Origin of the sequence: Algoriphagus marincola DSM 16067 (assembly GCF_000429405.1) — a bacterium.
Lineage (GTDB): Bacteria > Bacteroidota > Bacteroidia > Cytophagales > Cyclobacteriaceae > Algoriphagus > Algoriphagus marincola.
Genome location: NZ_AUBU01000002.1, coordinates 44,830 through 70,623 on the forward strand (window position 1 = coordinate 44,830; position 25,794 = coordinate 70,623).

The following is a 25,794-nucleotide window of genomic DNA, read 5'->3' on the forward strand; positions in this document are numbered from 1 at the left end:
TGATTAGTAACCTGGGTTCTGTACCAAGCTAGGGTTAGCATTGATTTGCTGCAATGGAATAGGGAATAAAGCTCTGAATGGTTCAGACTGTCCTTTTTCCCACCATGGATCATTCCAGGTACCGAAACGGATCTGATCAGTTCTTCTGGAAGCTTCTGCAAACATTTCTCTTCCTCGCTCATCATAGATGTCTTCGAGGGTTAAAGAAGTGAAAGCAGGCATACCAGCTCTTTCTCTCACCATGTTGATGGCTGCAAGTGCATCACCAGTTTTTCCTTGACGGAAAGCCGCTTCTCCTTTAGTCAGATACATATCTGCTAATCTGAACAATGGATAATCATTGCTTAAAGATGAAGCCGCACCTGAAGCAAACTCAAATTTTCCTACCCGAACACCTGCTTGACGAAATGCATTTGGAGCCAACATGTTGATTTCTGGAGTGAAGGTCAAAGGCTGTCCATCTGGATCATCTGCTTCAGCAGAAATATCAATTAAGCGAGTACCATCCGCGGCAAACTGCGGACCTACCAAGAAGGAATTCTTTCTGACATCATTGTCATCAAACGAGTTGTAAAACTCTTCCAAAGAAGCGTATCCGTTCCATGGCTGCTCCTGTAGGTTATAGGTAGCCTGACTGGAGTAGTGAAGTGTCATCTGCACCAAGTTGAATCCACCGGCATTATTTTCATCATATGGAAGCGTTAGAATGTTTTCTGTTGACCCTCCATTCCTAGTAGCAAAATTGCTAAAGAAGTTAGATGAAAGTGAATAAAGACCACTATTGATGACTACGTTAGCTGCAGCTTCCGCATCAGCCCATCGAGCCGTTCCAGTATAAACTTCAGCATTCAAATACAGCTTAGCTAAGATGGCATGAGCTGAATAGTAGTTTAAAGTCGTCTTGGTATCAGTTTTAGGAAGCAAATCCACGTTTTCTAAGATAGACTGCTCGATAAAGTTAAATACCTCCTGACGGGAATTGTTGGTAGGATTACCCTCTAAGTCATCTTCGGTTACGATTGGAACATTTCCGAAGCTGTCAATAAGCCAAGAATATACCAATGCTCTAAGTACTCTAAGTTCAGCAGTCAGAGCTTGAACATCTCTATAAGAAACGATCAAGTTGTTGATTTCACCGATTGCAGTGTAGCAATAAGCCCAAGAGTTGTTGAAGGCTTCATCGGAAGCTTGCCAAGTGTGTCTGTGAGCACGTAGCCAAAGGCCACCATCTTCCCAGTCAGCACCTTTTTGAGGAATAGCCATCTCATCAGAGGAGACCTCATAGATGGACCAAATACTGTTGTGACCACCCCAGCTACCTACAATTCTTGAGTAAGCAGAGGCTTTCAAGACATCAATCAATACCGGATTGTTGCTATTATTCACCTCTTCCTGTGTAATCCCATCCAGCACCTCTTGATCCAACTCCCAGCATGATCCCAGCATCAATGTCGCAGGGATCAAAAGAAAGGTTTTTCGAATTGATTTAAACATATCTCTGTGTTTTGATTGATTATTTGAAGTTCAAAGAAAGTCCCAAAGTGAAGGAACGTGTTTGGAAGTATGTATTTCTTCGCTCGATACCTGGAGAAAGTGCTGTGGTAAATCCATCACCGTTTTCAGCATCAGTTACTCTAGCCTCTGGATCGATACCAGTGTAGTTGGTGATGGTAAACAGGTTTTGAGCAGCGAAGTACACTCTAAAAGAACCAATATGTGGAGAATTAGTTCTGAAATTGTAACCTAACTCCATGTTATCCAAACGAACAAAGCTTGCATTTTCTACATACGAGCTATTGAAGGTTGGGGTTGAGGTCACCACCGGATTGGTTGGAGTCTTGTCTGTAATCACAGAGTTCCAAGTTACAGAAGCTCCATCCGCGTTTTCGTAAAATCCTCTGTAAGAGTTGTAAAGGTCATGACCCCACACACCTCTTAAGAAGAAGTTCAATGTCCAGTTTCTCCAAGCAAAGTTGTTGGCAAAACCAAACTCACCTTTTGGAAGACCATTACCAAGTCTTTCGAATTCATCTGGGTTGGTAGTAGATAAGATATATTCTCCTGACTCAGAAAGTCCCAATAGTCTTGGTCCATAGATATCACCCAATGTCTGACCTACTCTATTGTAGATAATTGGGTTGTTGTTCTGTCCTGGAGAACCTGGAGTTGCAAATCGTAATTCATCAAATCCAAGACCAGAAGCTGATAAGCTTTCGATTTGAGTTCTTTGATAGATGGTAAAGTTACCGCTAGGTGTCCAAAGCACTTCACCCAAATTCAAGCCATTTACTGCTACAGCGAATTCAAAACCTGCATTACTCAAATCAGCTAGGTTAACCCAAGTACTACCCACTGTGTTGAATCGTCCTGGATCGAAGATGTTTGGTCCACCACCTACAGGTACATTGAATAGTAGGTCGGAGATATTTCTGGTGTAGTAGTCCATGCTACCAGTTACTTTGTTATCCCAGATACCGAAATCAACCCCAACGTTGAATTCTTTCTTAGTCTCCCACTTCAAGAATCTGTTTGGGTTGGAGTTTTGAACAATACCTACATAGATATCATCCGTACTCAAAGGATCACCATCCAAGTCAATTCGGTTACCATTTCCAAATACACCCAAAGCAAGGGTAGGAGATGGAGGAAGGTTACCAGTCACACCGTAAGATACTCTTGGCTTGAACTGAGAGAATACTCCCATGTCGAAAATCTGGGTAAAGTCAGAACCCAAAGAGAAGGCTGGGAATACACCCGTTTGATTTTCTGGTCCAAATCCTGAGTAAGTTTCCGCTCTGACAGACGCAGAGAAGAACAAGAAGTTATTGTAATTGAAGTTAGCTCGACCAAATACAGAATTCAATTGATCCTGATTGGCATAAGAATACATATTGGTGAAGTTACCGATTCGAAGCGCACCTGCTCCTAGGTTATCCCATCCTGTATCAAATAGGAATTGTCTTGACCGTGCACCGAATCCTTGGTTTTTGGTAGTCTGCGTACCGACACCACCCAATAGCGCAAGATTCAATCCGTCAAACAAATCTACTTCATATCGAAGGGTAGATTCGAAGATTCTTTGAACCCGGTCGTTGGTGATTCGCTCGGCAGATCCAGTTGCACCAAATCCTACTTGGAAATCCTGAATAGACCAGAAACCACCAATCAATTCATTTCTTCTGTCTTCTGAATATTGAGCAGATAGTGTCAAGTTTGGTAGGAAGTCATACTCTACTCGGTATGAAGTCAATGCAGTCTTAATTTCGTTTAGAAATTTTTGCTGATTGATCAATGCTACTGGGTTGAAGAAGTCAAATAGGTCACGCTGGAAATAACCTCCGAACCGCTGATTTGCTGTCTCTGTATCTTCAAAGATAGGAGCAGTTGGATTGTAGATAGTTGCATATCTAAATGCAGCATCGTTCACTGAATTTGCTTCGACTGTCGTGAATGAAAGGTTGACATTGAATCGCAATCTGTTATCCAAAGCACCTTGGGATAAGTTTACTCTGGTATTCAATCTTTCATTGGAAGATCCTTTTACGATACCGTTGTTGTTACGGTAATTGACAGATGCCAAATAATTGGTGTTGTTAAAACCGCCTGATACACTTGCGTTAGTAGTATAAGAGTATGCGTCTCTAATTAACTCTTGTCTCCAATCTGTCTCACTTCCAAAATCCGTTCCTCCTCTAGCCACAAACTCTTCTGGAGAAAGCACTGGAATTAGGTTGGTCGCTTGATCCAATGTTCCGAAAGAGTTAATGCTTACTTCAGCACGGCCATCTTTGCTACCTTTCTTGGTAGTTGTAATCAAAATCACACCTGAGGACCCTCTAGCTCCGTAAATCGCAGCTGCAGAACCATCTTTCAATACATCAATCGACTGGATATCGTTCGGATCGACGTTTTCCAATGAAGCACCAATCACACCATCCAATACGATAAGTGGAGAGGAGTTGGCACCAAAGGTGGAAAGACCTCTAAGACGTACATTGAACCCAGCATTTGGGTTGCCACCTGGACGTGTAATGGAAAGACCTGCTACTTTACCTTGAAGCAACTGAGCCGGATTGGCAACGTTACCACGGTTGAAGTCTTCAGGTTTCACACCAACTACCGCTGAAGTGATTTCCTTTTTGTCCTGTGAACCGTAACCAATCACCACCGCCTCTTCCAAGCTCTGGATATCTTCCTCCAGATTGATGGTAAAGCTACTTTGGTTTCCGATTTCTACTTCTTGGGTTAGGTATCCTACAAAGGAAACTACCAAGATTTGATCGCCTGATTGAATGTCAAGAGTAAACTTTCCATCCAAATCCGTTGCAACCCCGCGGGTGGTGCCTTTGACTAGCACAGTGGCACCGGGAACAGGGTCACCAAGAGAAGCATCCAGGACGGTACCTGTGATGGTTCTGTTTTGCGCATTGGCTAGGAAAGACACCCCAAATAGGAGGGTCAGTGCAAAAGCCAATGTTTTGAACTGTTGTAAATAATTTCTCATAGGGTTTTTTGTTAGTTAAAAAGCGAAATAGGTATGAGTACTTAATTTCGAAACTAATGTGTTGTATTATTTTTGATTTTGCAATATTTAACAAAGTGCAAAGTAGTATGTTGGAAAAGCGCCTTTTAATAGAATAAAGTATATTTTAATAATTCCATATATTATCGAATTGTTAATTGAAATATTTTTAACGGAAATCGTTTTCCTTTTATTAAAACTTAAAAAATTGAAATATTTTTAAAAAAATGAAAATTTTGAAGCTTTCGAGGAAGTGCCTCTATTTCAAGAAATGACATCTTTAAAAAATTTTAAAAAGTAGTCTTTTTTCCTAAAAAAATTAAAATTGGTCTTTTTGCTTTCTTTTCGCCTTGTTTTTGGTCCCAAAAAGCCCCTTGTTTGGACTGGTGAGCATTTTACAACTCTGGAAATCTATTCCTCGTAATTTTATTTAATTATTTCTATTACTCTACTTTATATGAAAAATCCTGCAGCTTTTTCACTCTTAATATTGTCATTTTTATTCATTTCATTTTCTTCTTTTTCTCAGGGAATTCGTGGTCGGGTTTTTTCTAATGATGGAGAGCCTTTGCCTTACGCTTCAGTCTTCATTAGGAACCTTGGAGATGGAGTGCCTGCCAATGATGAAGGTTATTATGAAATGAAATTACCGGAGGGAATCTACGATGTCTATTTTCAAATTTTGGGATATAAATCACGCATCGAGACCTTGGTTGTCAAGGAAGGGGCTTGGACAGATTTTGATGTAAGATTGGAGCCTCAGATTTACACCCTTGAGCAGGTAGAAGTTCGGGCAGGTGCTGAAGATCCCGCTTTGACTATCATGAGGAAAGCCATCTCTAAGGCAAAGTACCATCGACTGCAGCTCCAATCGTATGAGATGACTGTCTACCTGAAGGGAACAGGTCAATTGACGGATGCTCCCTTTTTTCTTAAAAAAACGCTTGAAAAAGATGGACTGAACCTGAATGAAGCCTACACTTCAGAGTCGGTTTCCAAGATCCGGTTTTCATTACCTGACAAATTGGAAGAAGAGGTCATCTCAATCCGTACCAATGGGGATAATCAAAACACTTCACCCGCTCCGTACATTCAGACGAGTTTTTACGAAGAAAAAATCAATGAAATCATCTCTCCACTATCTCGAGCAGCCTTTCAGTATTATCGCTTTCGCTATGAAGGAAGTTTTTTTGATGAAGATGTCATGGTCAATAAAATCCGGGTAATCCCTCGGTCGCGTGGCGAGCGGATTTTTGACGGGTACATTTACATTATCGAGGATCTTTGGGCCATTCATAGTCTGGATCTTAAGTCTTCGCTTTTGGGTTTTCAAATCGAAGCCAAGCAACAATACGCCCCTGTGGCTGAGAATGTTTGGATGCCCTTTACACATACCTACCGCTTTTCAGGAAAGATTTTCGGCTTTGCCGGTGAGTTTAATTACCTCGCTTCTACCCGTGATTATGAGGTAGTGCTGAATCCTGACCTTGTCCAAACTCCTGAGATTATCGATGAAAAAATTGAGGAAAAGCCTCAAGATGCAATGGCAAAAGAAGCCGAAGATCTGGGGCTTCTAGAAAAGCTAAGCAGTGAAACTCCCAAGACGCGTAAGGAATACCGAAAACTTCTCAATGAGTATGAAAAGGAAATGCTCCAAGAGCAACGGGAAGAAGAGGTGATTATCGAACGGAATTACACAGTGGACAGTCTTGCGAAAAAGCGGGACTTGAGCTATTGGGATAGCATCCGGCCTGTTCCTTTGACAGCAAAGGAGATTCAAGGCTATGAGCGGGATGATAGTCTGGCAGTGGTGGAAGCTGCCAAAATGAGTGAGGTAGACTCAGTAGCCAAAAAGGCAAGAAGGAAATATCGACCCTTAGACTTTCTTAACGGGGCTACTTACAGTTTTGGAAAAGGTAGGAGCATAGGATTCAATCAAAATTGGACCAAAATATCTTTCAATACCGTGGAGGGACTGAAAGTTGGTGTGTCAGGTTTCTATCGGAAAGCGAAAGAAATACCGATGGCAGATAGTGTCAATGTCTTTCGGAAGAGTTTCAATATCGAACCCGAACTCAGATATGGTTTCAGTAGCAAGCGATTTTATGGAAAATCTACCTTGCGCTGGTCAGGTACCAAACCCACCTCGGGCTACTCTTACGGACTTGAAGGGGGGCGTTTTATTTATCAATTTAATGGAGGAGAGCCTATCAATGAGCAAGTGAATGCCTTGTATTCGCTCTTGTTCAGACAAAATTACATGAAGCTCTATGAGCAAAGCTTTGGTCGGGCATTTTGGGCTCATCGGGTAGATTATGGCTTTACCTACCGGGTGAATTTCACCTATGCGCAGCGAAATCAGCTTTTCAATAACTCGAATTACAGTTTTTATAATCGAGGTGAGCGGATTTATACCCCAAATCGACCTGAAAACGTAGAGACCGGTAATGAGGCATTTCAAGACCATCAGATTGCTAAGCTTCAGCTAGGTGTAGAATGGAGGCCTGGAATTAAATACGGTATCCGAAATGGTCGAAAATACCCTATTTCGGATCGAGCGCCATTGATTCGGTTTGATTACATCAAAGCTATTCCACAACTGACCCGACAGCAAGATTTTGCAGCAGACTTTGACCACATTCGTGTCGGGGTGGAGCATGACTACACCTTTGGAATCAGTGGGAAGTTCGATTTCAATGTGAGTGCCGGGACTTTCTTGAATTCCAATCGGGTTTATTTTCCAGACTTCAAGCACTTCGGGGGCAATCGTACCATCTTTTCAAACTTTGGTCCTGCTTCCAATTTCCGATTTATGGACTATTACAAATACAGCACTTCAAGCTCTTATTTGTCAGGAATTTTCCATTATCAGTTTAGGAAGTTTCTCTTGACACAGCTTCCGATGCTTCGATTTTCAGGAGTGCAGGAAAATGTTTTCTTGAACTATCTTAAAACCGAAAACTCCCCTCACTACGTAGAAGTGGGCTATTCTTTGGATAATTTGTTTAGAATTTTTAGAGTGGAAATCGGTGCAGGGTTTGAAAATGGGAATTATCTGCGTGGAGGTGTGAGATTTGGTGTGGCGACCTTTATTCAGATACAGTAGTGGTATTTATCTCAGATCAGATAATTCATAAAAATTATCCGGGCTGATTACCTGAAAGCTGGAATTGGGATAGGTTTGGCTGAAAATCTTAGGGGGCTTGATTGTATCTAAAGTGAACTTCATAAATTTAGCTAAATACATGAATTTTGGGTTCTGAGATTTTTCAAGATACCTCCCTAATTGATCGGATTCTTCCCATTTAAAATCCAAAAAGCCACTCTCTTTCCGAAAGTGGCTTTTGAAAGTTAATGTGCTTTCTTGTTTTTAGACCTTCATGATATCCGCTTCTTTTTTCACGAGAAGTTCATCGATTTTAGCGGAATATTGATCGGTGAATTTTTGAACCTTGTCTTCAGCACGCTTCACCTCATCTTCTGAAGCACCTTCTTTTTGAAGTTTTTTCAGCGAATCATTGGTGTCTTTACGTACGGTACGGATGGATATTTTTCCGTTTTCACACTCATGCTTGGCTTGCTTGACCAAAGCTTGTCTGCGCTCTTCAGTAAGTGTAGGAATGGTAAGAATGACTACCTCTCCGTTGTTTTGAGGAGCTAGGCCAAGGTCAGAGTTGATGATGGCCTTTTCGATCTCAGAGATTAGGTTTTTTTCGAAAGGGCGAATAGACAATGTCCGAGCATCCGGTGTAGTGACAGAAGATACTTGATTAATAGGAGTAGGGGTGCCGTAGTAGGGGACCATGACTCCATCGAGTAGGTTAGGCATGGCCTTTCCTGCACGGATTTTGACTAATTCTGCAGCCGTATGATCCACGGCTTTTTGCATGAGTTCCTTTGCTTCCTCGAGATACAGTTCTATTTCTTCCATGAGATTGCTTAGATTGATGTGATTAGTGTGCCGACTTTCTCTCCTTCTACGAGTTTGCTGAGATTACCGGCTTTATTCATGTCAAATACAATGATAGGCAGATTGTTTTCTTGGCAAAGTGTAAAAGCCGTCATGTCCATGACATTGAGGTTTTTTTCATACACTTCGTGAAAAGAGATGGTTTGATATTTGGTGGCTGATTTATCTTTTTCAGGATCTGCTGTATATACGCCGTCTACTCGGGTGCCTTTCAAGACTACATCTGCCTCAATTTCGATAGCTCGAAGACTGGCTGTAGAGTCTGTTGTGAAATAAGGGTTACCAATCCCAGCTCCAAAGATTACGATTCTACCTTTTTCCAGGTGTCGGATTGCTCTTCTTCTAATAAAGGGTTCACACACACTTTCTACCTTGATACCAGACATCAAGCGGGTGTAAAGTCCGGCTTGCTCCAAGGCGCTTTGCAATGCCATCGCATTGATCAGGGTGGCTAGCATTCCCATATAATCACCTTGTACTCGGTCAATTCCGGATTTTTCAGCCTGAACCCCTCTAAAAATATTTCCTCCTCCAATGACAATGGCGATTTCCACACCCATATCTTTTACTTTTTTGATCTCAGCAGTGTATTGCTGTAGCCTATTGGGGTCAATCCCGTAGTTTTTGTCACCCATTAGGGCCTCTCCGCTGAGTTTGAGGAGGATTCTTTTGTACTTCATTTTTTATTTCCCTTTGTTTTTAAAATGTCACCTCTTCTTGATGAAGCTTGATTTTCCAAACTCATTTTGCTTAAACCTTTATCTTGACCAAGCAGGCACTGAGTTTGATTTTTTTGGACTGTTTTCAAAAATCACCGGACAAATATAATTTCTATCCCTCAGAATGCTAGTATTTTTTGAGTTTCCCGTCAGGAAGCTTTAGAAAGTAATCAAAACCTGGTTTTTCTCCACACTTTGTTTGAGGTTTACCTTTACCTCTGATACCACGCCATCTCCGGGAGACTTGATGATATTTTCCATTTTCATGGCCTCAAGAATCAATACTACGTCGCCTTTCTTGACTTCATCTCCAGCCTTTACTTTCAAATCCAAAATCAGTCCTGGCATCGGTGCTTTGATATCCTGAACAGCCGAACCGGCTACGTCTTCCATGCCCATTTCTTCAAGCAAGAGATCAAAGCGATCTTTTAGAGATACCTCGACCAGTTTTTTATTCAGTCTGATATGAAGTGTTTTGGATTGTTTGTCAATACTCACCAATTCAGCTTCATAGGACTGATGATTTTTAATCAGATGAAACTTCCTTCCATCGATGGGTTTGATATCCCAATCGAGTGCTTTATCTGCCACGGTGATGCCCTTTTCGTTTTTTTCAACCGAAAAGGTTTTGTCATTGATGGTTGCTGAAAACATTCCTGCTAATTTAGGCCTTCAAGATTTATTTTGAGTTTTCTGAAATTTGTCAAATATCCAATAAATGCACACGAAGCCAAAGAATATTTTGGGAAAGAATCTGATTTGGGTGATTTCAGGCCTATTGATCTATACCACTGCCTGTAAATCTACCCAGGATCTGCCTCCGAAAGAAGTTGTCAGCATCATAGAACCTATTCCTCAAATAGAAAGTGATAACTCTAATTCAGATGATTCACTGAAGGCAATGCAGCTTTTAAGGCAAAAAGAGGCGGCAATTGCAAACTACCGGGCCGCAGCTACCAGAGAGTTTGATATTTTGGATACCGAACTGGATTTACGCTTTGATTATGAGCAGCAGGCTGTCATGGGTGAAGCTATTTTGACCATCACTCCCTATGCCAAAGCTCAGTCTATATTGGTTTTGGATGCAAAAGATTTTGAGCCTGGATCCATTTATTTTTCTCATGAAGGAGAGGAGACTTCCACCAATTATCGCTATGACTACAAGCAGTTGATGATTTACCTTCCCAAGCCTGTTAGCCTAAGCGATACATTTTCTATTCGGGTAAAATATACAGCTTTTCCAGAGCGAAATTCAGGCTCGGACAACTTGGCTATTACCGACACCAAGGGTTTGTACTTTATTGATCCTTTGGATACCGTTCCGGGCAAGCCTACAATGATTTGGACTCAAGGGGAGACTGAATACAACAGTAAATGGTTTCCGACTATCGACAAACCTAATGAGCGCTTTACTCAGACCATCCATTTGACAGTGAAAGATAATCTTACAACCGTCAGCAATGGAGAGCTGATTGCCCAAAAATCACTTGCAGATGGAATGCGCAAAGATACCTGGAGAATGGATTTGCCTCATGCTCCTTACCTTGCTGCGGTCGCGATTGGGGAGTTTGATGTCGTGAAGAGAGACTTGGATGGCTTGCCAATCAATTACTATGTAGAAAAAGGATATGGAGCTGGGGCAGCGAGAGTATTTAAGCATACCCCTGAAATGATCCGCTATTTCGAAGATTTGCTTCAGGTAAAATATCCTTGGCCCAAATATGATCAGATTGTCGTGCGGGACTTTGTCTCTGGTGCGATGGAAAATACCACAGCTTCCATTTTTATGGAAGAATTACGATTGACAGAGCGTGAAGCCATCGATTCAGAGTGGGATTACATCATTGCACATGAATTATTTCACCAATGGTTTGGAGACTTAGTGACTACAGAGTCTTGGGCTAATCTGACCCTGAATGAAGCATTTGCAAACTACAGTGAATATTTATGGAACGAGCATAAATATGGAGATGACCTAGCCAAATTAAAGCTGATCGTCGAGATGGAAACTTATTTTCAGGAAGCTGAAACCAAGCAGGTGGATTTGATTCGCTTTGACTATTCCGATCCTGAGGATATGTTTGATGCGCATAGTTATTCCAAAGGAGGGGTGATCCTACATATGCTTCGGAACTACCTAGGCGATGAGTTATTTTTCAGAGGACTCAATCTTTATCTTACTACTCATGCGTTCCAAAGCGTGGAAGTGCATGATTTAAGGTTGGCATTTGAAAAGGTCAGCGGAGAAGACCTGAATTGGTTTTTCAACCAGTGGTTTCTAGATAAGGGACACCCTGAGCTCAAGGTCTCCATTGATTACTCCATTCCTGAGAATCTTTTGATCACAGTAGAGCAAACACAGGATCTTACGCTTTCCCCTCTGTATAAATTGCCTTTCGAGATCAGTTGGTACGAAGGGGAAGAGCAGAAGAGTAGGCGATTTATTTTGGAGAAAGGCTTTCAGCAGTTTGCGCTTGAAAATGAATTTCCCCTGACACAAGCCTATTTCGATGAGGGTAAAGACTTACTGACAAAGCGGAAAGGGGAGTTTTCAACTGATCATTACGTACGGCAGTTTCAGGAATCTCAGTTGGGAATCGCGAGATATGAAGCGTTGGACAGCTTGGTGAGTAGAGTAGAGGAGGATAAGTTGAAACCTTTGTTGGCAGAAGGTCTGAAAGATCCCTTTTGGAGTATTCGGGAGTTGACGCTGAATATTCTTCAGAGCAACCCAGAATGGATATCAGAAGGAATGGAGGAATCTATTTATACTATTGCCGATAAGGATGAAAAAAATTCCGTTCGGGCGGGAGCCATCGATGTATTAGGTTCGTTAAATGCGGACAAATACTATCCTGATCTCAGCCGATATGTGAATGATTCATCTTTTTTGATTGTCAGTTCTGCCTTGATGGCAATGAATAATGTTTCTTCCGAGCGGCTTGATCCTGACTTGTTCGAGCGATTTGAATCGGAAACGAATTATCGGATGCTCGTACCTGTCGCAGAATACTATCTCAATGAGGATATTCAGGGTAAGGGAGATTGGTTTCGTTCCAAGCTTTCCGTGCTGAGTGGCGAAGGTTTATATTATTTTTTGGGTTATTTCAGTGAGTATTTTGTCTCCAATCCGGAAGAAGGGGCCGAGGAAGCCAAGGCCTATTTGTTGGATCAGATGCAAAATAATCCACAGGTTTTTGTCCGATTGGGAGCATTTCAAGGGCTATTGGGATTTGCTGATGATGAGACCTTGGTGAAGCAATTGCAGGAAATTGCATCGAAAGAGACGAACTCCCAGATCAAAAATTACTTTCAGTACTTCCTTCAGAGCTTTGGAGACGAAAATTAAATCATTGATTTTAAGCGAATTAAAACTTATTTCAATAAAATATTCGGAAAAATATTTTGTATGCTTTGAAACTTTGTGAAAAGCCTATAATTTTGCCATCCGTTATGACGAATAGCGGTCATAATTTACTGAAAAGCAGACAAGGGGGAATACCAAAGCGGCCAACTGGGACGGACTGTAAATCCGTTGACTTATGTCTTCACAGGTTCGAATCCTGTTTCCCCCACATTGCCGAATTGTAAAATTTTTTCCTAGTTTTGCAGGGCAAAAAAGTAGAGGAAGTATTCTCTAAAGATTAAAAGCGGGAGTAGCTCAGTTGGTAGAGCGGCAGCCTTCCAAGCTGCAGGTCGCGGGTTCGAGCCTCGTCTCCCGCTCAATGCCTTTCTGAGGAGGGCATCGGGTAAAAGCCGACGTAGCTCAGGGGTAGAGTACTTCCTTGGTAAGGAAGGGGTCACGGGTTCAAATCCCGTCGTTGGCTCTTAACGGCTTATAATTAAACTAAACATATCTTTAAACTTAAACTGAGGATTTTCAAGCATGGCAAAAGCAACATTCGACCGTTCCAAGCCGCACGTAAATATCGGTACGATTGGACACGTGGACCATGGGAAAACTACATTGACTGCAGCTATCACTACAGTGTTGGCTAAGCAGGGTCTTTCCGAACTACGAGATTTCTCTTCTATCGACAACGCGCCAGAAGAAAAAGAAAGAGGTATTACTATCAACACCTCTCACGTAGAGTATCAAACAGCAAACAGACACTATGCACACGTAGACTGTCCAGGTCACGCTGACTATGTGAAAAACATGGTTACAGGTGCCGCTCAAATGGACGGAGCTATCCTAGTGGTAGCAGCTACAGACGGACCAATGCCACAAACTCGTGAGCACATCCTTTTGGCTCGTCAGGTAGGTGTACCTGCTCTAGTTGTATTCCTTAACAAAGTTGACATGGTTGACGATGAGGAACTTCTTGAGCTAGTAGAAATGGAAGTTAGAGAATTGCTTTCTTTCTACGAATTCGACGGTGATAATATTCCAGTTATTCAAGGTTCTGCTCTTGGAGCATTGAACGGAGAAGAGAAGTGGGTTAATACAGTAATGGAATTGATGGATGCGGTTGATAACCACATTCCACTTCCAGAGCGTTTGACTGACAAAGATTTCTTGATGCCTGTAGAGGACGTATTCTCTATCACAGGTCGTGGTACTGTAGCTACCGGACGTATCGAAAGAGGTGTAATCAACTCTGGTGATCCAGTTGATATCATCGGTATGGGTGCAGAAGGATTGAAGTCTACTGTTACTGGTGTTGAGATGTTCCGTAAGATTTTGGACAGAGGTGAAGCTGGAGATAACGTAGGTCTATTGCTTAGAGGTATTGAAAAAGCGCAAATCAAGCGTGGTATGATTATCTGTAAGCCAGGATCTGTAACTCCACACGCTCACTTCAAGGCTGAGGTTTACGTTCTTTCAAAAGAAGAAGGTGGACGTCACACTCCATTCTTCAACAAGTACCGTCCACAGTTCTACTTGAGAACTACTGACGTAACTGGAGAGATCAAACTTCCAGAAAACGTTGAAATGGTAATGCCTGGTGACAACGTAACGATCGAAGTTAACTTGCTTAACGCAGTTGCTTTGGAGAAAGGTCTTCGATTTGCGATCCGTGAAGGTGGTCGTACAGTAGGAGCCGGTCAGGTTACTGAAATCCTAGACTAATACATATTATACTTAATTAACAATGCGATCCTAAAGTTTTTTGGGATCGCATTTGTTTCTTAAGGCACTTATATCTAATTTTGCGTTCCCGTTTGGAGAGCGATCAAACACACGGGCATAGTTCAATGGCAGAATAGCGGTCTCCAAAACCGTTGATGGGAGTTCGAATCTCTCTGCCCGTGCTAGCAAGCGAATCAATATGAATTTAAAAAACTTTGTCCTCGAGTCTTACGACGAAATGAAGAACAAGGTCACCTGGCCGAAGTACTCATTTCTCCAGAATTCTGCCGTATTGGTATTGGTAGCGTCACTGATCTTTGCACTGTTTATTGGTGGAGTGGATCTAGGATTCGAAAATATCATGACATGGTTTTATGATTTGTTTTAATTGAATTGAAATTACAGCATGGCCGAACATAAGTGGTACGTACTCAGAGTAGTAGCAGGACAGGAAAAAAAAGCAAAGACTTACCTTGACAATGAAATTGTCAGGCAAAAGTTGGATGAATTTATTCCAGATGTTCTGATTCCTTCTGAGAAAGTATATGAAATGCGAAATGGCAAAAAGCGAGTCCGAGAGAAGAACTTCTTTCCGGGCTATGTGCTTGTCAACGCAGATCTATCGAATGGAGAGGCCAATCACGTAATAACGAGTATTCCGGGAGTAATCGGGTTTCTTGGATCAAGCCAGGGGGGAGCTTCCAAAACCCCTGAACCATTACGCCAATCAGAAATCAACCGCATCTTAGGAAAGGTTGAGGAGATTGACGAGTTTGCCGAGAAGCTGGATACACCATTTATAGTCGGAGAGTCCGTAAAAGTAATGGATGGACCCTTCAGTGGATTTACCGGGACGATTGAGGAGATATTTGATGACAAGAAGAAATTGAATGTTATGGTCAAGATCTTCGGACGAAATACTCCTGTTGAATTAAACTTTATACAAGTAGAAAAACAAGACTAAGCAATGGCTAAGGAAATCACTGGTTATTTAAAACTGCAAGTGAAAGGTGGCCAGGCTAACCCGTCGCCTCCAGTAGGTCCAGCTCTTGGTTCCAAGGGTCTGAACATCATGGAGTTCTGTAAGCAATTCAATGCACGTACCCAAGACAAAATGGGTCAAACGTGTCCTGTATTGATTACAATCTACTCGGATAAGTCTTTCGATTTTGTTGTAAAAACTCCACCAGCAGCAAACCTGCTTTTGGAAGCAGCAAAAATCAAAGGAGGATCTGCAGAGCCTAACCGTAAGAAGGTAGGATCTGTTACCTGGGATCAGGTAAAGGAGATAGCGGAGGTGAAAATGCCTGACTTAAATGCTTTCAAAGTGGAGTCTGCCATGCGAATGGTAGCAGGAACTGCACGTAGTATGGGTATCACAGTATCTGGAAAAGCCCCTTGGGAAGAATAATTATACAACTATGGCTAAGTTAACAAAAAAGCAAAAAGAAGCTCTTTCTAAGTACGACCCAAGCCAAGTGTACTCCCTGGAGGCCGCTTCTACGATCGTAAAAGAGATTACTAACACAAAATTTGACGCATCTGTGGATGTGGATGTACGCCTTGGTGTAGATCCTCGTAAAGCAGATCAAATGGTCAGAGGTGTAGTAGCTCTACCTCATGGTACTGGTAAAGACACCAAAGTATTGGTTCTTTGTACACCGGACAAAGAGGAAGAGGCGAAAGAAGCAGGCGCAGACTACGTTGGATTGGACGACTACATTGCTAAGATCGAAGGTGGGTGGACTGACATTGATGTCATTATCACTATGCCTAACGTAATGGCAAAAGTAGGTAGACTAGGTAGAGTGTTGGGTCCTCGAGGCCTAATGCCAAACCCTAAAGCAGGAACAGTAACCTTAGAAGTGGGTAAAGCTGTAAAAGAGGTGAAGGCTGGTAAGATTGATTTCAAGGTAGATAAGTTTGGAATTATTCACGCAAGCGTAGGAAAAGTATCTTTTACCCCTGAGAAAATTCAGGAGAACGTAAATGAACTTATCCAAACCATCTCCAAGCTGAAACCAGCTTCCGCAAAGGGAACTTATTTTAGAAGTATTCATCTATCCAGTACGATGTCTCCGGGTATCAAACTAGACAAGGGTAGTTTTCAAGGTATCTAAATCATGACTAGAGAAGAGAAAAAAGAAATAATCGACGGTCTTACCGAGAAATTCAGAGAAAACCCTTTCTTCTATGTTACAGATGCTTCCGGGTTTACTGTAGCACAGGTGAATGCTTTCCGACGTACATGCTTTGAAAAAGGAGTGGAGTACAAAGTGTACAAAAACACCTTGATCAAAAAAGCATTGGAGAATCTCGATGCAGATTTCTCTCAGTTGGATGATACATTGAAAGGTTTCTCTGGTATTATTTTCTCCAAAGAGATCAGCAATTTACCGGCGAAAGTTTTACTTGACTTCCGTAAGAAGTTAGGTAAAAAAGAAACCAGACCAGTATTCAAAGGAGCTTCCATCGATTCAGATGTAATCGTAGGTGAAGCAAATCTTGAAATGCTGTCCAACCTTAAATCTAAGCAAGAATTGCTTGGAGACCTTTTGGGTCTGTTGCAATCTCCTGCTATGAACTTGATCTCCGCACTTCAGAGTGGTCAAAACAACCTAGGAGGTGTTTTGAAGGCTTTGGAAGAAAGAGGCGAGCAGTAAAAATTCACACATTTAACAACGAAAATTTAAACTTTACAATAAAATGGCAGATCTAACACAACTTGCAGATCAGTTGGTTAACTTGACTGTAAAAGAGGTTAAAGAATTGACAGATATCCTTAAGGATCAGTATGGTATCGAGCCTGCAGCTGCAGCTGTAGCAGTAGCTGGACCAGCTGCTAGTGGTGCTGATGGTGGCGCTGCAGAAGAAGAGAAAACTTCTTTTGACGTGGTATTGAAGGCAGCCGGTGGTCAGAAGCTTGCAGTAGTTAAGCTTGTGAAAGAATTGACTGGTCTTGGATTGAAAGATGCAAAGGAATTGGTTGACTCCGCTCCTAAAGCATTGAAAGAAGGTATCGCTAAAGACGAAGCTGAGGCTTTGAAGAAGTCTCTTGAAGAAGCTGGTGCTGAAGTAGAGATCAAATAATTTGGCAAAACCTGAACCCTTGGTTTAGGTATTGCCCTAAGACCTGACTAAAATAAGTCAGGTCTTTTCCTGTTTATGCACAGGGTAAAAATTGCATTATTCCAAGCGATAATTGTCGCATTCCTTTATTAAATATCACTAAAACACACACTACCTTGGCTATCAAGAATCAAACCGAAAGGAAAAGTTTCTCCTCCATTAAGGTGGTCAAAGACTATCCGGATTTTCTCGATATTCAGTTGCAGTCCTTCAAGGACTTTTTCCAACTGGATACACCTGCTGAGAAGCGAAGAGCAGACGGATTATTCAAGGTTTTTTCAGAGAATTTCCCAATTTCTGATTCCCGTGAAAACTTCACCTTGGAGTTTATTGACTATGCAGTTGACCCTCCTAAATACAGCGTCGGAGAGTGTATCGAGCGCGGACTAACCTACTCTGTGCCGCTCAAGGCAAAATTGAGGTTGCTTTGCCACGATGAAGATAATGAGGACTTTGAAACTATCGAGCAGGAAGTATTTTTAGGAAATCTTCCATACATGACCGAAAAAGGTTCATTTGTGATCAATGGGGCTGAGCGAGTGATCGTTTCCCAGCTTCACCGATCTCCAGGTGTCTTCTTTGCTCAAAGTAAGCACACCAACGGTACCAAGCTTTATTCCGCTCGAATTATTCCTTTCAAAGGTTCTTGGATCGAGTTTGCAACTGACATCAACAATGTCATGTATGCTTATATCGATCGTAAGAAAAAATTTCCGGTAACTACTCTTCTTAGAGCGATTGGATACGGTTCAGATAAGGACATCTTGGATCTATTTGGTCTTTCTGAAGAAGTCAATGCCACTAAAACCGCTCTTAAAAAAGCAGCTGGTAGAAAGTTGGCAGCTCGTGTTTTGAGAACATGGGTAGAGGACTTTGTGGATGAGGATACTGGAGAGGTAGTTTCTATCGACCGAAATGAAGTTCTATTAGAACGTGATACGGTACTTACCGAGGAAGATATTGAAATGATCTTGGATTCAGGCTCTAAGAGCATCATTCTCCACAGAGAAGATGTCAACATTGCTGACTACTCCATCATCTACAATACTTTACAAAAAGATAACTCAAACTCTGAGAAGGAAGCGGTAGAAGTCATTTATCGTCAGTTGAGAAATACTGAAGCTCCTGATGAGGCTACTGCCCGTGAGGTAATTCACTCCTTGTTCTTCTCTGACAAGCGTTATGATCTAGGAGAAGTTGGTCGTTATAGAATCAACAAAAAACTGGGTCTCGACATCGATTCGGAGAAAATCGTCCTTACCAAAGAGGATATCATCAATATCGTTAAATACTTGATCGGTTTGATTAACTCTAAAGCAGTTGTCGATGATATTGATCACTTGTCAAACAGACGTGTTCGTACTGTAGGCGAGCAGCTTTACAGCCAATTTGGTGTAGGTTTGGCTAGAATGGCTAGAACCATCCGTGAGCGAATGAACGTTCGTGACAACGAAGATTTCAAGCCAGTTGATTTGATCAACGCGCGTACGCTTTCTTCAGTAATCAACTCTTTCTTCGGAACCAACCAACTTTCTCAGTTTATGGATCAAACCAATCCATTGGCTGAGTTGACCCACAAGCGTAGACTTTCTGCCTTAGGTCCTGGTGGTCTTTCTAGAGAGCGTGCAGGTTTCGAGGTTCGTGACGTTCACTATACGCACTATGGGCGTCTTTGTACGATCGAAACTCCTGAAGGTCCAAATATTGGATTGATTTCCTCTCTATGTGTTCACGCAAAAGTGAATTCAATGGGCTTCTTGGAAACTCCTTATCGCCAAGTAAAAGAAGGCAAAGTAGGGATGAAGAAGGAGGATATTGTCTTCCTTACTGCAGAAGAAGAGGATAATCATAACATCGCTCAGGCCAATGCACCTTTGGATGAGAAAGGATCTTTTGTAAATGATCGTGTGAAGGCTAGATATGAGGGTGATTTCCCTGTGTTGGAGCCAAACGAAATCAGTTACATGGACGTAGCTCCTAATCAGATTGTATCTGTAGCTGCTTCGTTGATTCCATTCTTGGAGCATGATGATGCAAACCGAGCCTTGATGGGCTCCAACATGCAGCGTCAGGCAGTTCCATTGTTGAAAGCTGAAGCACCTATCGTAGGTACTGGTCTTGAAGGAAAAGCTGCTATCGATTCTAGATCACTGATTATTGCTGAGGCAAGCGGTGTGGTTGACTATGTAGATGCTACAAAAATCCGAATCAAGTATGACCTATCTGACGATGAGTTGTTGGTCAACTTCACGGATGAATATAAAACATATGATCTGATCAAATTCAGAAGAACTAACCAAGACACAACGATAAACCTGACACCACTTGTTTTGCATGGTCAAAAAGTGGAAAAAGGTCAAGTTTTGGTAGAAGGTTACTCCACCAATAATGGTGAGCTTGCACTGGGTAAAAACCTAAGAGTAGCTTACATGCCTTGGCAGGGTTACAACTTCGAGGATGCGATCGTTATTTCTGAACGAGTTGTTCGTGAGGATATATTTACTTCCATTCACGTAGAAGAATTCCAACTAGAAGTTCGGGATACTAAGCGTGGAGAGGAAGAATTGACTTCTGAAATTCCAAACGTTTCCGAGGAAGCTGTCAAGCACTTGGATGAAAACGGTATCATCACTGTAGGTGCGGAAATCAAAGAAGGCGATATCATTATTGGTAAGATTACTCCAAAAGGTGAAACTGATCCTACCCCAGAAGAGAAGCTTCTAAGAGCCATCTTCGGTGATAAAGCAGGTGATGTAAAAGATGCTTCCTTGAAGGCTTCTCCATCATTGAACGGAGTGGTAATCGAGACCAAACTATTCTCCAGACCTAAGAAGGACAAGGATGTACGTGCTAAGGCAAAAGCTGAGGTTGAAAAACTGAAGGCAAAATACTCCAAAGACCTTCTTGGAATCCGCGCTCGAATGATCAACAAGTTGGTCAATATTCTTGACGGAAAGACCTCTTTGGGTGTCAAGCATAAGTTTGGTGATGAGATTATCAGCAAGGGACAGAAATTCAATCATAAAAACATTGAAAATAACCTCTTCCCAGCTAAGAACCCTTATCGGGATGAGTCTAACTACAATGTGCCAGAAGAAGCGAATTTGATCTCAGACATCATCCTAGATGACTGGACAGATGATGCACATACCAATTCACTCATTGTACAATTGGTGAAAAATTACACCAATGCTCGTAATGAGATTTCCGGTCAATTTAAGCGTGAGCGATTTACATTGGAGGTAGGTGATGAGCTTCCTGCAGGTATCGTGAAGTTGGCAAAAGTATACGTAGCCAAGAAGCGTAAACTGAAAGTAGGAGATAAGATGGCAGGTCGTCACGGTAACAAAGGTATCGTGGCAAGAATCGTAAGAGATGAAGATATGCCATTCTTGGAAGATGGTACTCCAATGGACATTGTATTGAACCCACTGGGCGTACCTTCCCGAATGAACATCGGACAGATCTTCGAAACTGTATTGGCATGGGCTGGTCAGAAACTTGGTAAGAAATATGCCACTCCAATCTTTGATGGAGCTTCTATGGAAGAGGTTTCTGCAGAGTTGGAAGCAGCAGGTTTACCTCCATATGGCCGAACTTACCTATACGATGGTCTATCAGGCGTCAGATTTGATCAGCCGGTGACCGTAGGTATAGCTTACATGTTGAAGCTAGGTCACTTGGTAGACGACAAAATGCACGCAAGATCCATCGGTCCTTACTCTTTGATCACGCAGCAGCCATTGGGTGGTAAAGCCCAATTCGGTGGACAGCGATTTGGAGAGATGGAAGTATGGGCATTGGAAGCATTCGGTGCATCACACGTGCTGCAGGAAATTTTGACGGTTAAGTCTGATGACGTAATTGGCCGTGCAAAAGCATACGAAGCGATTGTTAAGGGTGAGAATCTGCCAAAACCAAATATCCCTGAATCATTCAATGTATTGGTTCACGAATTGAGAGGTTTGGCACTAGAAATCACCTTAGACTAATTTGGCTCAATTGGGCGGGTAACCGCCCTTCACATATCTTTCTATAAACTATGGCGTTCAGAAAAAACAAAAAACTCAACAATGACTTTTCGAGAGTCACCATCAGTTTGGCTAGCCCAGAATCTATTCTGGATAGCTCAAATGGTGAAGTGACCCAGCCAGAAACTATCAACTACAGAACTTACAAGCCTGAAATGGGCGGGTTGTTCTGTGAGCGGATTTTTGGTCCGGTCAAAGACTGGGAGTGTCATTGTGGCAAATACAAGCGCATCAGATACAAGGGCATTATCTGCGACCGTTGTGGTGTAGAGGTGACCGAGAAGAAAGTACGACGTGAGCGAATGGGACATATCGAATTGGTAGTTCCCGTTGCCCATATTTGGTATTTCAAGTCCCTTCCAAACAAAATTGGTTACCTATTGGGACTTCCTACCAAAAAGCTAGATCAAATCGTATATTATGAGCGATATGCGGTAGTTCAAGCTGGTATTAAAGCTGAAGACGGTATTCAATATCTTGACTTTTTGACGGAGGACGAATACCTCGATATCATGGATAAGCTTCCAAAAGAAAACCATCTTTTGGATGATGATGATCCAAATAAATTTATTGCTAAAATGGGTGCGGAGGCATTGGAAATGCTTCTTGCTCGTTTGGATTTGGATGATCTATCTTACTCTCTTCGCCACCAGGCGGCTACAGATACTTCCCAGCAGCGGAAGGCAGAAGCGCTAAAGCGATTGAAAGTAGTAGAGGCATTCCGTGATGCACGTACGCGAATCGAAAACAGACCTGAGTGGATGATCGTCCGCATGGTGCCTGTTATTCCGCCAGAATTGCGACCATTGGTTCCTTTGGATGGAGGTCGATTTGCAACTTCTGATTTGAATGACCTTTACCGTCGTGTAATTATTCGAAACAACCGATTGAAGCGTTTGATCGATATCAAAGCACCTGAGGTGATTTTGAGAAACGAAAAGCGAATGCTTCAGGAAGCTGTCGATTCACTATTTGACAACTCAAGAAAAGTAAACGCGGTAAGATCCGATGGAAACCGTGCCTTGAAGTCTCTTTCTGATATGTTGAAAGGTAAGCAAGGTCGATTCCGTCAGAATTTGCTCGGTAAGCGTGTGGATTACTCCGGTCGTTCGGTGATCGTAGTAGGTCCTGAATTGAAGCTTCACGAGTGCGGTCTTCCTAAAAATATGGCAGCAGAGCTTTTCAAGCCTTTTATCATCAGAAAGCTGATCGAAAGAGGAATTGTTAAAACGGTAAAATCTGCTAAGAAAATTGTGGATCGTAAAGATCCTGTCGTTTGGGATATTTTGGAAAATGTGTTGAAAGGGCACCCTGTTCTTCTTAACCGTGCTCCAACTCTTCACCGTTTGGGTATTCAGGCTTTCCAGCCAAAATTGATCGAAGGAAAAGCGATCCAATTGCACCCACTAGTTTGTACAGCATTCAACGCTGACTTTGACGGTGACCAAATGGCAGTACACGTTCCACTTGGACATGAAGCTATCCTAGAGGCATCTACCTTGATGCTTTCTTCGCACAACATTTTGAACCCGGCAAACGGTGCTCCAATTACTGTTCCTTCTCAGGATATGGTTTTGGGTCTTTACTACGTGACTAAGGGTAAAAAATCTACTGAGGAAGAGCCTGTAGCTGGAGAGGGAATGACCTTCTACAGTCAAGAGGAAGTAATTATTGCTCTTAACGAGGGGCAAATTTCCAAACATGCTCACATTAAGTGTAAGGTAAATGTTCGCTCTGCAGATGGAGAGATCAAATCTGAGCTTATTGACACGGTAGCAGGACGATTGATTTTCAATCAATTTGTACCAGAAGAAGTAGGCTATGTCAACGAACTATTGACTAAGAAAAAGCTTCAGCAAATCATTGCTAAAGTTGTGAAGGTTTGCGGTGTAGCCCGAACTGCTCAATTCCTGGATGATATCAAGCACCTTGGTTTCCAAATGGCCTATCAAGGTGGATTGTCTATGGGTCTGAATGATGTCATCATTCCGGATGAGAAAGATCCGATGATCGATAAGGCAAAAGAAGAAGTAGATGTTGTTTGGAACAACTATCTAATGGGTCTTATCACAGACAATGAGCGATACAACCAAGTAATTGATATCTGGACAAGAACTAACTCTCATCTGACGAACATCTTGATGAAGCAGATGGAGGAAGATAAGCAAGGATTTAATGCGATCTACATGATGATGCACTCCGGAGCCCGAGGTTCTCGTGAGCAGATTCGTCAGTTGGGTGGTATGAGAGGTTTGATGGCCAAGCCACAGAAGAATCTTCAGGGTTCTGTAGGTGAAATCATCGAAAACCCAATCCTTTCAAACTTCAAAGAGGGTCTTGATGTATTGGAGTACTTTATCTCCACACACGGTGCTCGAAAGGGTCTTGCAGATACAGCCTTGAAAACAGCCGATGCGGGGTATTTGACTCGTCGTTTGGTTGACGTAGCTCAAGATATGATCGTCACTGAAGATGATTGCGGTACGCTAAGAGGATTGGTTGTACAGCCACTCAAAGACAATGAAGACATTGTAGAACCACTTTCTGAGCGAATCCTAGGACGAGTATCTGTTCATGACGTGTATGATCCGATTTCAGATGAATTGATCATTCCTGCTGGAGTAGAGATTGACGACGAAATCGCTGCTAAAGTAGATGATTCCGCAATCGAAGAAGTAGAGATTCGATCCGTGTTGACTTGCGAAACTCGTAGAGGAGTTTGTTCTAAGTGCTACGGAAGAAACCTTGCTACTGGTAAAATGGCTCATACAGGTGAATCTGTTGGTGTAATTGCTGCACAGTCCATCGGTGAACCAGGTACTCAGTTGACACTTCGTACATTCCACGTCGGTGGTACAGCTTCCAACATGGCAGTTGATGCAAGTATCAATGCTAAATTTGAAGGAGTTGTTGAATTCGACGAGGAATTGAGATTCATCGAGACCACCAATAAGGATGGAGAGCCTGTTACAGTAGTAATGGGACGATCCGGTGAGATTCGAATCAATGAAGCGAAAAGCGGCAAGACCTTAGTGTCGAACCACGTTCCTTATGGAGCTATCTTGAATGTGAAAGATGGTCAGAAGGTAGCGAAAGGTGATTCACTTTGTACTTGGGATCCATACAACGCAGTGATTCTTTCCGAATTTGATGGAAAGATTGATTTTGAGTCGATTGTTGAAGGTGTTACCTTCAAAGAAGTAGCCGATGATCAGACAGGATTCCGTGAGAAAGTAATCATCGAAACCAAAGATAGAACGAAGAACCCTGCGATCGTAGTTGAGTACGGCGAGGATAGCAAGTCTTACAATATCCCAGTAGGTGCCCACTTGGCAGTTGACTTGGGCGACAAAGTGAAGGCTGGTCAAATACTTGTTAAAATTCCACGATCTGTAGGTAAAACTCGAGATATTACCGGTGGTCTTCCACGAGTAACCGAACTTTTCGAAGCACGTAACCCGTCTAATCCGGCGGTAGTTTCTGAAATCGACGGAGTGGTTTCTTACGGAGGTATTAAGCGTGGTAACCGAGAGATCATCATCGAATCTAAAGATGGTGTGATCAAGAAATACATGGTGTCGCTTTCTAAGCATATTTTGGTACAGGAGAATGATTTCATCCGTGCTGGTGAGCCATTATCTGATGGAGCGATTACTCCAAATGATATCTTGGCAATCAAAGGGCCGACGGCTGTTCAGGAATACTTGGTCAACGAAATCCAAGAAGTATACCGACTTCAAGGTGTGAAAATCAATGATAAGCACATCGAGGTGATTGTATCTCAAATGATGCAAAAAGTCGAAATTCTGGATGCAGGAGACACGAGCTTCCTTCAGGGTCAGACTGTAGACAAGTGGGCTTTCAGAGAAGAAAACGATATGATTCTTGATAAGAAAGTCGTCATGGATGCAGGTGATTCTAGTACTTTGAAGCCAGGTATGATCATTTCTGCAAGAAGATTGAGAGACGAAAACTCCAGTCTGAAGCGTAAGGATTTGAAATTGGTACAAGTGAGGGATGCAGAAACTGCGGTTTCTAAGCCAACACTTCAAGGTATCACGGCAGCTTCTTTGGGTACTGAGAGCTTTATCTCTGCAGCATCCTTCCAGGAAACTACCAAGGTACTTTCCGAAGCGTCTATCCGAGGTAAGCGTGATGAGTTGTTAGGTCTGAAGGAAAACGTGATCGTAGGTCACTTGATCCCAGCCGGTACAGGTCAGCGTAACTTCCAGAAGATGATCGTTGGATCTCAAGAGGAGTACGAAAAGCTTTCTGAAAACATGGAGATGACTTCTTCAAAGTCCAGCGAAGCAATTCTGTAAAATTTATAATTAGTCTTAAGTGAAAGG

16 protein-coding genes and 4 tRNA genes are annotated in these 25,794 nt (G+C 42.3%); 15 read left to right on the plus strand and 5 right to left on the minus strand.

Annotated elements, in window-relative coordinates:
- Nucleotides 1-3: 3 nt before the first annotated feature.
- Both G457_RS0103170 and G457_RS0103175 read right to left on the minus strand, forming a co-directional pair.
- Nucleotides 4-1,494: a RagB/SusD family nutrient uptake outer membrane protein gene (locus tag G457_RS0103170; protein WP_026945187.1), complete on the minus strand. Its 1,491-nt coding sequence runs from the start codon at nt 1,492-1,494 to the stop codon at nt 4-6.
- Nucleotides 1,495-1,513: 19 nt separating this feature from the next.
- Nucleotides 1,514-4,504: a SusC/RagA family TonB-linked outer membrane protein gene (locus G457_RS0103175; protein WP_026945188.1), complete on the minus strand. Its 2,991-nt coding sequence runs from the start codon at nt 4,502-4,504 to the stop codon at nt 1,514-1,516.
- Nucleotides 4,505-4,979: 475 nt separating this feature from the next.
- Between G457_RS0103175 and G457_RS0103180 the strand changes: the two genes are divergently transcribed.
- The gene (locus G457_RS0103180) at nt 4,980-7,628 is read left to right on the plus strand and encodes a DUF5686 and carboxypeptidase regulatory-like domain-containing protein (protein ID WP_026945189.1); all 2,649 of its coding nucleotides are present in this window, start codon (nt 4,980-4,982) and stop codon (nt 7,626-7,628) included.
- Nucleotides 7,629-7,892: 264 nt separating this feature from the next.
- On the opposite strand, the gene frr is transcribed toward G457_RS0103180, so the two are convergent.
- The 3 genes from frr to G457_RS0103205 all read right to left on the minus strand — a co-directional run bounded on the left by frr (nt 7,893) and on the right by G457_RS0103205 (nt 9,865).
- Nucleotides 7,893-8,453: a ribosome recycling factor gene (gene frr / locus G457_RS0103190; RefSeq protein ID WP_026945191.1), complete on the minus strand. Its 561-nt coding sequence runs from the start codon at nt 8,451-8,453 to the stop codon at nt 7,893-7,895.
- Nucleotides 8,454-8,461: 8 nt separating this feature from the next.
- Nucleotides 8,462-9,172 (minus strand): UMP kinase, encoded by a 711-nt coding sequence (gene pyrH / locus G457_RS0103195; RefSeq protein ID WP_024284751.1) that lies wholly within the window; start codon nt 9,170-9,172, stop codon nt 8,462-8,464.
- Nucleotides 9,173-9,370: 198 nt separating this feature from the next.
- On the minus strand, nt 9,371-9,865 hold the full coding sequence (locus G457_RS0103205) for an acetyl-CoA carboxylase biotin carboxyl carrier protein subunit (RefSeq protein ID WP_026945192.1): 495 nt from the start codon (nt 9,863-9,865) through the stop codon (nt 9,371-9,373).
- Between the two features lie 64 nt (nt 9,866-9,929).
- Here G457_RS0103205 and G457_RS0103210 point away from each other — a divergent pair, with 64 nt between their 5' ends.
- The 14 genes from G457_RS0103210 to rpoC all read left to right on the plus strand — a co-directional run bounded on the left by G457_RS0103210 (nt 9,930) and on the right by rpoC (nt 25,767).
- Nucleotides 9,930-12,560, plus strand: coding sequence for a M1 family metallopeptidase (locus tag G457_RS0103210; RefSeq protein WP_051260688.1), 2,631 nt, complete (start codon nt 9,930-9,932; stop codon nt 12,558-12,560).
- A 143-nt stretch (nt 12,561-12,703) separates the two neighbouring features.
- Nucleotides 12,704-12,786 (plus strand) — tRNA-Tyr (locus G457_RS0103215).
- A 75-nt stretch (nt 12,787-12,861) separates the two neighbouring features.
- Nucleotides 12,862-12,934, plus strand: a tRNA-Gly gene (locus G457_RS0103220).
- Nucleotides 12,935-12,966: 32 nt separating this feature from the next.
- Nucleotides 12,967-13,038, plus strand: a tRNA-Thr gene (locus G457_RS0103225).
- 59 nt (nt 13,039-13,097) lie between these two features.
- Nucleotides 13,098-14,285, plus strand: coding sequence for an elongation factor Tu (gene tuf / locus G457_RS0103230; RefSeq protein ID WP_026945194.1), 1,188 nt, complete (start codon nt 13,098-13,100; stop codon nt 14,283-14,285).
- A 111-nt stretch (nt 14,286-14,396) separates the two neighbouring features.
- Nucleotides 14,397-14,467, plus strand: a tRNA-Trp gene (locus G457_RS0103235).
- Between the two features lie 17 nt (nt 14,468-14,484).
- On the plus strand, nt 14,485-14,673 hold the full coding sequence (secE, locus tag G457_RS0103240) for a preprotein translocase subunit SecE (protein WP_024284755.1): 189 nt from the start codon (nt 14,485-14,487) through the stop codon (nt 14,671-14,673).
- A gap of 18 nt (nt 14,674-14,691) precedes the next feature.
- Nucleotides 14,692-15,249, plus strand: coding sequence for a transcription termination/antitermination protein NusG (nusG, locus tag G457_RS0103245; RefSeq protein ID WP_026945195.1), 558 nt, complete (start codon nt 14,692-14,694; stop codon nt 15,247-15,249).
- Between the two features lie 3 nt (nt 15,250-15,252).
- A complete protein-coding gene (rplK, locus tag G457_RS0103250; RefSeq protein WP_024284757.1) occupies nt 15,253-15,696 on the plus strand; it encodes a 50S ribosomal protein L11 in 444 nt (147 codons plus the stop codon).
- Between the two features lie 10 nt (nt 15,697-15,706).
- Entirely contained in the window at nt 15,707-16,405 is a 699-nt protein-coding gene (gene rplA / locus G457_RS0103255) for a 50S ribosomal protein L1 (protein ID WP_026945196.1), read from the plus strand.
- 3 nt (nt 16,406-16,408) lie between these two features.
- The gene (gene rplJ / locus G457_RS0103260) at nt 16,409-16,948 is read left to right on the plus strand and encodes a 50S ribosomal protein L10 (RefSeq protein WP_026945197.1); all 540 of its coding nucleotides are present in this window, start codon (nt 16,409-16,411) and stop codon (nt 16,946-16,948) included.
- A 43-nt stretch (nt 16,949-16,991) separates the two neighbouring features.
- On the plus strand, nt 16,992-17,375 hold the full coding sequence (gene rplL / locus G457_RS0103265) for a 50S ribosomal protein L7/L12 (RefSeq protein ID WP_026945198.1): 384 nt from the start codon (nt 16,992-16,994) through the stop codon (nt 17,373-17,375).
- Between the two features lie 155 nt (nt 17,376-17,530).
- Nucleotides 17,531-21,406, plus strand: a complete 3,876-nt coding sequence (gene rpoB / locus G457_RS0103270; RefSeq protein ID WP_026945199.1) for a DNA-directed RNA polymerase subunit beta — start codon at nt 17,531-17,533, stop codon at nt 21,404-21,406.
- A gap of 50 nt (nt 21,407-21,456) precedes the next feature.
- Entirely contained in the window at nt 21,457-25,767 is a 4,311-nt protein-coding gene (gene rpoC / locus G457_RS0103275) for a DNA-directed RNA polymerase subunit beta' (RefSeq protein WP_026945200.1), read from the plus strand.
- The last annotated feature ends 27 nt before the right edge of the window (nt 25,768-25,794 follow it).

Coding starts and splice junctions, on each gene's coding strand:
- G457_RS0103170 (WP_026945187.1), bottom strand. CDS start 1,494: ATGTTTAAATCAATTCGAAAAACCTTTCTTTTGATCCCTGCGACATTG.
- G457_RS0103175 (WP_026945188.1), bottom strand. CDS start 4,504: ATGAGAAATTATTTACAACAGTTCAAAACATTGGCTTTTGCACTGACC.
- G457_RS0103180 (WP_026945189.1), top strand. CDS start 4,980: ATGAAAAATCCTGCAGCTTTTTCACTCTTAATATTGTCATTTTTATTC.
- frr (WP_026945191.1), bottom strand. CDS start 8,453: ATGGAAGAAATAGAACTGTATCTCGAGGAAGCAAAGGAACTCATGCAA.
- pyrH (WP_024284751.1), bottom strand. CDS start 9,172: ATGAAGTACAAAAGAATCCTCCTCAAACTCAGCGGAGAGGCCCTAATG.
- G457_RS0103205 (WP_026945192.1), bottom strand. CDS start 9,865: ATGTTTTCAGCAACCATCAATGACAAAACCTTTTCGGTTGAAAAAAAC.
- G457_RS0103210 (WP_051260688.1), top strand. CDS start 9,930: ATGCACACGAAGCCAAAGAATATTTTGGGAAAGAATCTGATTTGGGTG.
- tuf (WP_026945194.1), top strand. CDS start 13,098: ATGGCAAAAGCAACATTCGACCGTTCCAAGCCGCACGTAAATATCGGT.
- secE (WP_024284755.1), top strand. CDS start 14,485: ATGAATTTAAAAAACTTTGTCCTCGAGTCTTACGACGAAATGAAGAAC.
- nusG (WP_026945195.1), top strand. CDS start 14,692: ATGGCCGAACATAAGTGGTACGTACTCAGAGTAGTAGCAGGACAGGAA.
- rplK (WP_024284757.1), top strand. CDS start 15,253: ATGGCTAAGGAAATCACTGGTTATTTAAAACTGCAAGTGAAAGGTGGC.
- rplA (WP_026945196.1), top strand. CDS start 15,707: ATGGCTAAGTTAACAAAAAAGCAAAAAGAAGCTCTTTCTAAGTACGAC.
- rplJ (WP_026945197.1), top strand. CDS start 16,409: ATGACTAGAGAAGAGAAAAAAGAAATAATCGACGGTCTTACCGAGAAA.
- rplL (WP_026945198.1), top strand. CDS start 16,992: ATGGCAGATCTAACACAACTTGCAGATCAGTTGGTTAACTTGACTGTA.
- rpoC (WP_026945200.1), top strand. CDS start 21,457: ATGGCGTTCAGAAAAAACAAAAAACTCAACAATGACTTTTCGAGAGTC.